Here is an 11,552-nt window from a genome sequence, read left to right as displayed (position 1 = left end):
AAATAAAATATGAGCAAAAATAAATTTATTTTTTAGATAAGGAAAGAGATAAGCTAAAAAAATAAAGAATATATTTTAAATCCTGTTTAAATTAAGTTTATACAGACTTTTAAATACATTAAAAATAGTTATGAGTTTATTTTTCGGCGGTTTGTCGGCTTATTGTAAAAAGAAAAAGGATTAAATTATTGACTAGCAATTATTTAATCCTCTTGAAGTGTACCCCAGACGGGACTTGAACCCGTACAGCCTAATGGCCACAGGATTTTAAGTCCTGCGTGTCTACCAATTCCACCACCGGGGCATCAGTATTTTTATAAAATAAATTCAACTCTGAGCGAAAAACGGGACTCGAACCCGCGACCCCGACCTTGGCAAGGTCGTGCTCTACCAGCTGAGCTATTTTCGCGTTTCAAATATCGTTTTTTCCTTAATTGGTTTGCAAATATATATAGGTATTTTTATTCGTGCAAATATTTTTTAATATTTTTTGTAAATTTCTTTATGGTTCTATTTAACTATTTGTATATTAGTTTTTTAAATATGTAGATATTTTGATTGATTGTATAGTGTTAAAAATAAAATCTTGATTTTTCTTTTATTTTTTATATTTGCTAATTATTACTTAAAATAATACAAGTGAAAATAAAAAAAGAATTCAAGGCAGGAGTCATTGTAATCGTTACTTTACTATGTTTTTGGTGGTTATTTCAGTTTTTAAAAGGTAAGGATGTATTTTCATCTCAAAAGATTTATTATGTTAAGTATAATAAACTAGAAGGTTTATCTAAATCTAAAAGTGTATATATTAATGGATTAAAAGTGGGTATGGTTGAATCTATTGAATCAATCCCAACTAAAAATAATAATATCTCTTTTGTTGTCGGTTTAAGCATTGATAAAGAATTTTCATTTTCCAAAAATTCTGTTGCTGAGATACAGAATAGTTTAATGAGCGGGGCTGAAATTCATTTAGAGTTATCTGAAGATGGACCTATAGCACAACCGGGTGATACTTTAAAGGGGATTATTATTCCTGGGATAATGGATGTAGCTGGGAATGAATTAAAGCCATTAAGTAAAAACGTTAATTCTGTTTTATTGCGTTTAGATTCTACTTTAACAGCAACCAATAAATTGTTAAGCAATAGAAATATTAATACTGTTGAAGCTTCGCTTGACAATTTAAATCGTACTATAGCTCAATTTAACCAACTTGGAAAAAGCATGAATTCATTAGTATCTCAAAATTCTGCTGCATTAACTACAGCGTTAACAAATGTCAATACAATGTTGATTTCAACAAATAAAACAGTTTCTCAGTACGGGAGTTTAGCTGAAAAGATTAACCAATCAGATTTTGAAAAAACAATAAAAAATTTAGAATCAACTCTTAGTAATGTAAATCAATTAACAGCAAAAATTAATTCTGGAGAAGGTTCTTTAGGTAAACTTATGAATGATAAGCAGTTGTATACAAACTTAGAAAATGCTTCTAAAAATTTGAACTTGCTATTGGTAGATTTCAGAGAGAATCCAAAACGTTATGTACATTTCTCGGTATTTGGTGGGGGAAATAAAAATAAGAAAAATAAAAAAGTGGATAGTACTGCTCAAGCTCTAAATTAAAATAAAGATTCTCAATGCTAAAATAAATAATGGAATATATATCAAATATTATATTTATACTTTTAGCATTTATAGGAATTGGTTTTTTCTTAAGAAATTTATTTAAAATTAGAAGAAATATTTTATTAGGAAAACCTGAAAATAGAAGCGTTCAGCCTAAACAAAGGTTTAAATTGATGTTGCGGATTGCTTTAGGTCAGGGAAAAATGATGTTTAAACCTGTAGCAGGTTTTTTTCACATACTTATATATGTTGGATTTATTCTAATCAATATAGATTTAATTGAAATATTTATAGATGGAATTTTTGACACCCATAGATATATAGGACAACTACTATCTCCCTACCTCTATAATTATATAACAGCAAGTTTAGATGTTTTATCCTACCTAGTTTTAATAGCCGTTGTAGTTTTTTTTAGTAGACGAAATTTCATAAAAGTACCACGTCTTAAAAGTAATGAATTATCGGGTTGGCCTAAAAAGGATGCGAATATAATACTGATCGTAGAATTTTTAATGATGTTAGCCGTTATATTTGCAAATTCTTCGGAGGTAGTCTTGCAACAAAAAAATGCAATTCATATCGTTGGTTATTTTCCGTTAAGTAGTTGGTTAATAAGTCCTTGGTTATCTAATCTTACTATCCATCAACTAACCATTGTCTTTAGTTCCTGCTGGTGGTTGCATTATATAGGGATATTAATTTTTATGAATTATCTTTATTATTCAAAGCATTTACATATATTATTTGCATTTCCCAATACATATTATTCAAACCTTAAAAACAAAGGAGAGTTCAATAATCTAAGCTCAGTTACTGAGGAAGTTAAGCTAATGATGGATCCCAATATAAATCCATTCACAGAGGAGGGAAGTTCTGATCAAATTTCCGAGAAATTTGGAGCAAACGAGGTTACTGATTTATCTTGGATACAATTACTAAATGCCTATACCTGTACTGAATGTGGACGATGTACTTCTAGCTGTCCAGCTAATCTTACAGGTAAAAAATTATCTCCGCGTAAAATTATGATGGATGTTCGGGATAGAGTTGAAGAAGTTGGGAGAAATATTGATAAAAATGGGGAATTTGTTGAGGATGGAAAGCAACTTTTAGGGGATTATATAACAAAGGAGGAGATTTGGGCTTGTACCACTTGTAATGCCTGTGTTGAGTCCTGTCCACTTCAAATAGATCCTCTATCAATAATTATTGACCTGAGAAGATATTTAGTGATGGAAAAATCTGAAGTACCTCAAGAGCTTAATGGAATGATGAGTTGTATAGAGAATAATAATGCGCCTTGGCCATTTAACAATACAGATAGAGAGAATTGGTCTAAAGAGTAAAAAAAATTAAATCTATGAATCAACCAATAAAGACAATGGCGCAATATATAGAAGAAGGCAAAAGTCCGGAAGTTCTTTTTTGGGTAGGTTGCGCGGGCAGTTTTGACGAAAGAGCCAAAAAAGTTACACGTGCATTTGCTTCTTTACTACAAAAGGCTAAAGTAGAATTTGCTATATTAGGACAAGAAGAAGGATGTACCGGTGATCCTGCTAAACGAGCAGGCAATGAATTTCTTTTCCAAATGCAAGCCTTAGCGAATATTGAAATTTTAAATTCTTATGAAATTAAGCAAATCGTAACTGCATGTCCTCATTGTTTTAATACATTAAAAAATGAATATCCTTCGTTAGGTGGTAATTATAGAGTTTTGCATCATACACAATTTTTACAAACTTTACTTAATGAAGGAAGATTGAAGGTTGAAGGAGGAAAATATAAAGGAAAAAGAATTGTTTTTCACGACCCTTGTTATTTAGGAAGAGGCAATGGAGAGTATGAGGCACCTAGATTTGTTCTTGAAAAACTTGAAGCTGAATTGAGTGAAATGAAGCGATGTAAAAAAAATGGTTTGTGTTGTGGTGCAGGTGGAGCTCAAATGTTTAAAGAGTCAGAAAAAGGGAATAAAGAAATAAATATAGAGCGGGTAGAAGAAGCTCTAGATGTAAATCCTGATATTATAGCTACGGGCTGTCCATTTTGTAGTATAATGTTAACAGATGGGGTTAAGGCTAAGGAAAGAAATAGGACTGTATATATTAAAGATATTGCAGAAATTTTAAATGAGGAATAAAATTTATTGTAATAATGATTTAAGTGAATCGTCAAGTTCTTTATATCTAAAATAGAAACCACTCTCCAGTAATTTATGGGCAGAAATTCTATTACCTTCTAAAAGTAAATTTGCTCGTTCTCCCATAACCCATTGTATAAAAAAGCTAGGAATATTAGGAAGCCATATTCTCTTGTTTAAGTGTTTTGCTATAGAATAAGTTAAATCTTTATTCGTAGTATGTTCTGGTGAAACAGCATTGTAGGCACCTTCTAGGTTGATATTTTCTAAGGCATATTTATAAATGGAACATAAATCTTTAATATGAATCCAAGGCATATATTGTTTTCCAGAGCCTAGGCAGGCGCCCAGATGGTATTGAATAGGTGTTTTTATCTTGAACAGTGCTCCGTTGGAATCTTCTGATAAAGTAACCCCCGTTCTAATTTTAATTACCCTTTTTGCTATATTTTTAGTTTTAAATTCGTCAGCGATGTTTTCCCATTGCAAACATACATGACTTAAAAAATCAGCTCCATGCTTGTCAGTTTCTGCAAATATTTTATTTGATGTGAGTGTTCCATAATACCCGATAGCAGAAGCAGATATAAAAGATTCAATCGATATATTTTCTTTGATTAGCGTATTTAAAATTAATTTTGCTGAGTCAATCCTACTTGAAAGTATTAATTTCTTTCTTTCTTTAGTCCATCTCTTTTCTCCAATATTTGCTCCAGCTAAATGAATGATATGATTTACATCCTTTAAACTCCTTACATCAATTTCTTGTTTATCAATGTTCCATTCGTACTCTTGATCATTGGTTTTTCTCCTAGTAAGAAAACGAACATTGTAATTTTCCTGTAGTAATTTAGAAATATTTTTTGCTATAAAACCGTTAGCTCCTGTGATGAGTACATTTTTTTTCATTTTTTGATCCTTAGTTGATTGTATTAATTTATAAAATTTATTCAATAATTATAGAGTATATCTTTTATTTATTAAAAAAATAATATGATTGGCTACTATCTCATTTACGTAAAATAGTTTATTCCTGTTGGAGTTATTCAATCAGCAATTCTTGAGAGTTTTCATTTTGTGATTTTTTTTATTTATAGTTTTAAATATCAATAAAAGGAAGGTTGGAATCCGCAATTTAGTTTATATAATTCACTTAAGCTTGCTCATTTAAAAATTAGCCGAAAGTATTTAATTTTCATTTCTCAATATATTTAAAAAAAAATAATAAAATTTGTAAAAAAATTATAAGAAATTATTTGTAAATCATGGGATTATAATATTTAAATTCTGCTATTGTACTGGTGTATTATAAGTTATAATTGAATAAATTCTAATAGAATTTATTCATAAACCACCAATGTTATCGATGTTGCCAGCAATATCCGCCACCTTTCACTCTTCTTTTACAAAATCCTCCCGATTTATTAGCATGTCCACAGAGGCCAGAAGAAAAATTTCTATTTGGTAAACCATTTTGAACTTTATTTTTAGAGCTTTTATTAATTTTTTTTGAAAAAGCATATGGTTTTTTTACTTTATTTGTAGGTCTATTTTCTTTTTTATAGGATGAATTTTTAGTAGATGCTGAGGTTAGTAGATTTGAGGCTTGTACCTCATCATTTTTTTTATCATTATAAGCACTATTAATGGAAGTTTGGGATATAAAGTTGTTTACATTTGTATTTATAGAATTTTTAAAGATTTTTGAATTACTATAATTATTTAAATGATCATCATTTTTAATTGTAGAAACACAGAATAGAGGCGGAAAAATAAAGCCAATAAAAGGTAAAGAATATTTAATACCTTTTCCAAAATTGAAGTTTAAGATTTTTTCTAAAAAATTTCTAGTTATTGGAAGGATTACTAAAGCACAAGCTAGAGATATTATTCCGCTTAAAAAAGATTCTGGTTTTGTATCCAAAAAAAAGATGGTCTCAAGGAAAAAAAAGAAACCTAGTAAATAATGAATAGTTTTTTTTAGAAAATTTTTAAAGCTCATGATTGTATTTTTAGTTAATCAGGTTTATAAAACTACTAAATTAATTGTAATTATATTAATATAGTATAATATATATCATATTTTTATTAAAAAAAATGTTTTTATATGAGAGAAGGATATGATACTTAAAAGTTCTAGATTTAAACCTCTAATTTCCTTAAAAGCTTTTTAACAAAATTTTAGTTATGACAAGAAATAACATTATTTAGTAATTTATATCTTTGTAAAAGATACATTATATACGAATAATACTTTTAAAATGAGTGAGCCTATTATATATTTAAATAATGCAAGTGTTTATCAAAAGAACCATCCTGTATTAAATAATGTAAACCTTTCATTAGCTAGAGGTAATTTTTATTATCTTATAGGTAAGACTGGGAGTGGTAAAAGCTCTTTATTAAAAGTTTTATATGGAGATATTCCCTTAAAAGAAGGAGAGGGGAAAGTTGCAGATGTATTTTTAACGTCTTTAAAGGAAAGTCAAATTCCAAGTTTAAGAAGAAAGTTAGGAATAGTTTTCCAAGATTTCCAGCTACTTACTGATCGTTCTGTTGAGAAAAATTTAATATTTGTATTAAAAGCAACCGGTTGGAAAGATAAAGAGGAAATGCATAGTAGAATTGATGAGGTATTGGAAAGTGTTGGGATGTTATCTAAAAAAAATAAAAAGCCTTATGAATTATCTGGAGGAGAGCAACAACGTATAGCAATAGCTAGAGCCTTATTAAATCACCCGGAATTAATTTTAGCTGATGAACCCACTGGGAATTTGGATCCTGAAACTTCAAGAGATATCATGCTATTACTAAAAAGCATTGTAGAAAAAACTCGTTGTACTATTTTAATGGCTACCCATGACTATTCAATGATTAAAAATTTTCCAGCTAAGACCATTAAATGTGAAGAAGGTAAAATCTTTCATGGTAATTCTGAAGAACTTTTTACTAAATAATATATTTTTAATTTACAAAACTCTTCCATAAGTTATCATTTTGTGGAACTGGTGCAATTATTTGTAGAGGTTCTTTTTTAATGGGATGGATAAACTCTATTTTTCTAGCAAGCAAATGTATACTTCCGTCTGGGTTGGATCGATCAAAGCCATATTTTAAATCTCCTTTTATTGGACATTTTATACTACTTAGTTGTGCTCTAATTTGATGATGTCTTCCAGTTTCTAAATTTATTTCCAAAAGCATATAATTGTTGGAGGTTTGTATACTTTCGTAGCTTAGTATTGCCTCTTTAGCGCCTATGTTAGGTGTTTTATATACAATAGCTTTATTAGTTTTTTCATTTTTTTTTAAAAAATGAATTAATCTTTGTTTATTCGGAATCTCTGTCTTTTTAATTACTGCCCAGTAAGTTTTTTTTATTTCTCTCTTTTTCAACATTTCTGTTAAACGGCTGAGAGCCTTACTAGTTTTAGCAAAAATGACTATTCCGGAAGTAGGTCTATCTATACGATGTACCAAACCTGCAAATACATTTCCAGGTTTGTTATATTTCTTTTTTATATAAGTTTTAACTTCATCAACTAAAGAAACATCTCCTGTTTTATCACCTTGAACAATTTGTCCTGCTTTTTTGTTTATGATAAGTAAATGATTGTCTTCAAAGAGAATTTGATCTTCTAAAACCATGAATTATAAATAATAATTTTATATTAAATTTGAAATTTTGCTAAAAACTTTCATTTTGGTTAGGGAAGGTTTCTTCTTTAACATCCTTTACATAGCAAGAGACGGCATTAGTTATTTGTTCGTGGAGTGTTGCATATTGCCTTGCGAATTTGGGTTTAAAATGAGGATTTAAACCTAATAAATCATGAATGACAAGTACTTGCCCATCAGTTTTATTTCCTGCACCAATTCCAATGGTTGGAATACTTAATAGTTTACTAACCTCTTCTCCCAACTGCGAAGGTATTTTTTCTAAAACTATGGAGAAGCAACCCAGTTCTTCTAAAAGTAAAGCATCTGAAATTAACTTTTCAGCTTCCTGTTTTTCTTTTGCTCTTAACTTAAATGATCCTAATTGATTGATAGATTGGGGAGTAAGTCCTAAATGTCCCATTACAGGAATTCCAGCATTTACAATCGCTTTCACGGACTCCTTAATCTCTATTCCACCTTCAATTTTTATGGCTGAAGCCGAAGTTTCTTTCATAATCCTTACCGCAGAATGATAAGCTTGCCTAGCATCCGATTGATAGGTTCCAAATGGAAGATCTACAATGAGTAAAGCTTTTTCAATCCCTCTACCTACACATTGCGCATGGTAAATCATTTGGTCTAAGGTAATAGGGAGTGTAGTTTCATATCCAGCCATTACATTAGCAGCAGAGTCTCCAACCAATATGGCGTCTATACCAGCTTGATCAATTAGAGTTGCCGTTGTGTAATCATAGGCTGTAAGTACTGATATTTTATTTTCAGTAGCTTTCATTTTCTTTAAAGTTTCAACAGTTACCTTATTTATCTTGGCGTGTACAGACATATTTTAAATATTTTAAAAAGAAATAATTTTCTTCCATTTAGTTTTTTAAATTATAAAGTTAATAGAAAATAAATTAAATAAACTAAAGTATTGAATGGATTTGTAAGTTTAAATAACTATGATTAGTAATAAGAATTATTTAGTTTTCATGAATTAATATATCCTCATTAATAAAAGTTTTAATCTTTAACAAACTTGTTTTGCCTTGATGAAGCATATTAAGATTTAATATTGATTCATTATTCTTGCTAGAGATAAAGAAATGATTATTTATATCATAAACAAGCTTTCCTTTACCTGAACTTTTTCCGGAATATTTTATATCCATATATTCAAAGTTCTTAATGGATGCTTTCATCTCATAGTCAAAATAAGCATAATTAGAATCTATTTTAACTAAAGTATAATGTTTTAGAACTAACAAATCTAAACTTAAAAATTCACTTAAAGTATATTTTAATGGAGAACTAGTGGTGAAAGATTCACCTAATTTTAACTTTTTAGTTAAAATAGGAATTTCTTTAATCGCTTCTTGTATATAATTCAAATAAAAGTTTTCAATATCCTTATTTTCTATAGTTGGTACTACATAAGATATCTTAGGGTATTCAAGGGGGGAACAAATGCCTTTGAATTCATATTTATTTAAATCAATATTATTTTCATCATTAAACCTTATTGAAAATGGGAATTTATTATTATTTAGATTTCCAGTAGATATTATTTTTGAATACAGATTTTTAATTTGGTTCGTGTAATTGATAGTGTTATTCTCCCAGCCTTCAATAATCATTTGAATGTCAGAGTTAAAAGTGTAATTTTTATTAGGTAGATATTCTAAAGTGAGATTTAGGCTATCTTTTTGTGCAAAAAGTATAGTGAAGTTAAGAAATAAAACAAGAAAAATAATAGTTCGGAATGATTTCATAGTTGATAGATTCAATCAGTTATTAAATTTTATTTATATTGATTTAAAAGTAATTACTATAGGTCTAGTCTTCTTTATATAATTTTAAAGATTATGAACACGACGTAGATAATGGAAATCACTTATAAAAACAGCTAACCACGGTTTATACTAAATTTTATTAGGTTGTGAGGTAAGAACATTTAAACAATTAAAATTGTTTAAGATATCTTAAAGAAGATTTTAATGGGTGTATAAAGCATGATAAACTTATATAAATAATTTAAAGTCTAGTAAACTATTTATGCTGAAAAAAATAAAAGTATATCAGTAATAAAGTTCCTATAATTATTCTATACCAACCCCAGATTTTAAAACCATGCTTTTTTATCACTCCTACAAAGAATTTAATTGCAAAAATTGAAACCACAAAGGCTATAATATTGCCAAGGATAAACAGTCCAAAATGTTCAGAGTTTGATAATAGCAATTCATATCCTTTCATTTTTAAATCACCTTCTTCCCAAGTTTTAAGAGTTAAGGAATAAACGGTTACTGCCAACATAGTCGGTACAGCTAAAAAGAAAGAAAATTCTGCGGCAACCTCTCTGCTTAGTTTTTGCTGCATTCCACCTATAATAGATGCTGCAGACCTGCTAGTTCCAGGCATCATTGCTAAGCATTGCCAAAATCCAATAGTAATTGCCTGTTTTATAGATATATCTTCTTCTTTTAGGATAGTTGGATTCTTAAAAAAACGATCGATGAATAGTAGAACAATTCCTCCCAAAACAAGAACGATCGCAATGATTTCAGGTTTCTCAAGAACATCATCAATTTTATCGCTAAAAAGCTTGCCTAATATTAAAGCTGGAATAACGGCGCATACAAGTTTTAAATAAAAATTGATTTTTTTTAAATCAAAAAATTTTTTCCAATACAATACAACGACAGCTAATATTGCTCCAAATTGAATGCAGTATTCAAACATTTTAACAAAGTTATTCTCCTCAATGCCTAACAAGGAACCAGTAAAAATCATGTGGGCTGTTGAAGAAATAGGAAGGTATTCTGTTAATCCCTCAATAACAGCAATAATAATAGCTTCTAAAGTATTCATTATTTTTTATTAGTTTTGGATGGATTAGGATGGATCATTATTGCATAACCTTCAATGATAAAACCAAGAATGATTAGCGTCGGTGCTAAGCGAACTCTTCTAAAACTAAATATATCTTGGTTCCAACTATTAGGATCGTAAACTCCATTCACCGTATTTGCATCAGGGCCAGTCATAAGTAAAAAACCTAAAGCTATAACAGCAACTCCTATGAACATGAAAATATAATTTTTTTTACCGAAAAGAAGATCACTTTTATTTTCTGAATTTTTTTTCATTTTAAATAAAAATTTATACTGTTAATAATACAAATCGTTAGACTTTAAGCGTAAAAATCTCCATGTTGCAAACCAAGTACTTAAAGATGTTATTAATATACCTAATACAAGAATAAAAGCAGCTAATATAAGGTGATTTTTAAAAACTATAATTGGAGGAAGAATGTGTAAAACATTGGTTATAACGTAGTTGGTAGCAAACAGCAACAGCAAAGCTATAAAGGCTCCTAAAACACCTAAAGTTAAAGATTCTGTTATAAAAGGACGTATAATAAACGAACGTTTTGCTCCCACCAACTGCATGGTTTTAATAATGAATCTTTTAGAATAAATTTTTAAACGGATGGAGTTGTTTATAAGCGATACAGCGATAAACAAAATAATAATGGCTAAGACAGAAATTCCAATGGTTATTTTTTTAACACTCTTATCCATTTTTTCTAAAAGGCTATTGTCAGACTTTATTTCATCAACAATAGGATTTTTTATCAGCTGTTTTTTAATAGTTTCAATATGTGTAGAATCAATAAATTCAGGCTTTAATCCAACTATAACTGAAGCAGGGAAAATATTTTCTTCAAATAACACCTGAGAATCCACTCCCAGTTCTTTTTTACCAATATCAGTAGCCTCTTCTTTGGTAATGTATTTAATAGATTTTACGTAAGGATGACCTTTTAAGCTATCTACGTACTGAACCTGAGATTGGCTGTTGGGGTTAGATTTTTTTTCATTTTTAAAAAAAACTTCTATAACCATTTGTTCCTTCAGATAATCAATATAAGAATTAGTGTTAATAATAATTAATCCAATAATCCCAATTAAAAATAAAACCATAGCTATACTAATAACTACAGTAATATTGGATGAGCGTAGCCTGTTTTTATCTAAGTTATCTGCTTTGATTGCCATAATTTATAAAATGTTTGCTAAAGTATAAAATCTTCATAGATTTAAATGTAATTTTGGGT

General features: G+C 29.0%; 12 protein-coding genes and 2 tRNA genes. 4 read left to right on the top strand and 10 right to left on the bottom strand.

All coding sequences use genetic code 11. From position 1 onward, the window contains the following. Positions 1-220: 220 nt before the first annotated feature. Positions 221-304: transfer RNA gene (locus ETU08_RS06210), tRNA-Leu, on the bottom strand. Positions 305-336: 32 nt separating this feature from the next. Then, a tRNA-Gly gene (locus tag ETU08_RS06205) sits at positions 337-409 on the bottom strand. A gap of 230 nt (positions 410-639) precedes the next feature. On the opposite strand from ETU08_RS06205, the gene ETU08_RS06200 reads away from it, so the two are divergent. The 3 genes from ETU08_RS06200 to ETU08_RS06190 are packed head-to-tail and all read left to right on the top strand — an operon-like array spanning position 640 to position 3,772. Beyond that, positions 640-1,629 carry an MlaD family protein gene (locus tag ETU08_RS06200; RefSeq protein ID WP_185145288.1) on the top strand — a complete coding sequence of 330 codons (990 nt, stop codon included), beginning with the start codon at positions 640-642 and terminating at the stop codon, positions 1,627-1,629. Between the two features lie 29 nt (positions 1,630-1,658). Continuing rightward, on the top strand, positions 1,659-2,981 hold the full coding sequence (locus ETU08_RS06195) for a 4Fe-4S dicluster domain-containing protein (protein ID WP_146262156.1): 1,323 nt from the start codon (positions 1,659-1,661) through the stop codon (positions 2,979-2,981). A 14-nt stretch (positions 2,982-2,995) separates the two neighbouring features. Continuing rightward, positions 2,996-3,772, top strand: a complete 777-nt coding sequence (locus tag ETU08_RS06190; RefSeq protein ID WP_146262155.1) for a (Fe-S)-binding protein — start codon at positions 2,996-2,998, stop codon at positions 3,770-3,772. Positions 3,773-3,775: 3 nt separating this feature from the next. Here the strand turns inward: ETU08_RS06190 and ETU08_RS06185 are convergent, their stop codons facing one another. Then, positions 3,776-4,681 carry a TIGR01777 family oxidoreductase gene (locus ETU08_RS06185; protein WP_146262154.1) on the bottom strand — a complete coding sequence of 302 codons (906 nt, stop codon included), beginning with the start codon at positions 4,679-4,681 and terminating at the stop codon, positions 3,776-3,778. Positions 4,682-5,132: 451 nt separating this feature from the next. Beyond that, on the bottom strand, positions 5,133-5,774 hold the full coding sequence (locus tag ETU08_RS06180) for a hypothetical protein (RefSeq protein ID WP_146262153.1): 642 nt from the start codon (positions 5,772-5,774) through the stop codon (positions 5,133-5,135). Between the two features lie 259 nt (positions 5,775-6,033). Here ETU08_RS06180 and ETU08_RS06175 point away from each other — a divergent pair, with 259 nt between their 5' ends. Beyond that, the gene (locus ETU08_RS06175) at positions 6,034-6,729 is read left to right on the top strand and encodes a cell division ATP-binding protein FtsE (protein ID WP_146262152.1); all 696 of its coding nucleotides are present in this window, start codon (positions 6,034-6,036) and stop codon (positions 6,727-6,729) included. Between the two features lie 7 nt (positions 6,730-6,736). Here ETU08_RS06175 and ETU08_RS06170 read toward each other — a convergent pair whose 3' ends face one another. From ETU08_RS06170 to ETU08_RS06145, 6 genes are all read right to left on the bottom strand, one after another. Then, complete coding sequence (locus ETU08_RS06170; protein ID WP_146262151.1) at positions 6,737-7,420, bottom strand: RluA family pseudouridine synthase; 684 nt, start codon at positions 7,418-7,420, stop codon at positions 6,737-6,739. Between the two features lie 40 nt (positions 7,421-7,460). Further along, positions 7,461-8,276, bottom strand: coding sequence for a 3-methyl-2-oxobutanoate hydroxymethyltransferase (panB, locus tag ETU08_RS06165; RefSeq protein WP_146262150.1), 816 nt, complete (start codon positions 8,274-8,276; stop codon positions 7,461-7,463). Between the two features lie 139 nt (positions 8,277-8,415). Beyond that, positions 8,416-9,204, bottom strand: coding sequence for a hypothetical protein (locus ETU08_RS06160; RefSeq protein ID WP_146262149.1), 789 nt, complete (start codon positions 9,202-9,204; stop codon positions 8,416-8,418). 277 nt (positions 9,205-9,481) lie between these two features. Continuing rightward, complete coding sequence (locus ETU08_RS06155) at positions 9,482-10,303, bottom strand: undecaprenyl-diphosphate phosphatase (RefSeq protein ID WP_146262148.1); 822 nt, start codon at positions 10,301-10,303, stop codon at positions 9,482-9,484. Further along, positions 10,303-10,581, bottom strand: a complete 279-nt coding sequence (locus ETU08_RS06150; protein WP_146262147.1) for a DUF3098 domain-containing protein — start codon at positions 10,579-10,581, stop codon at positions 10,303-10,305. Before ETU08_RS06150 ends, ETU08_RS06155 begins: the two co-directional genes overlap by 1 nt. Positions 10,582-10,602: 21 nt before the next feature. Beyond that, a complete protein-coding gene (locus tag ETU08_RS06145; protein WP_146262146.1) occupies positions 10,603-11,493 on the bottom strand; it encodes a cell division protein FtsX in 891 nt (296 codons plus the stop codon). Positions 11,494-11,552: the final 59 nt, after the last annotated feature.

The organism is Apibacter muscae (assembly GCF_007845635.1).
Lineage (GTDB): Bacteria > Bacteroidota > Bacteroidia > Flavobacteriales > Weeksellaceae > Apibacter > Apibacter muscae.
Note: the sequence above shows the minus strand (reverse complement) of the source record. Positions and strands in the feature narration are given on the sequence as shown.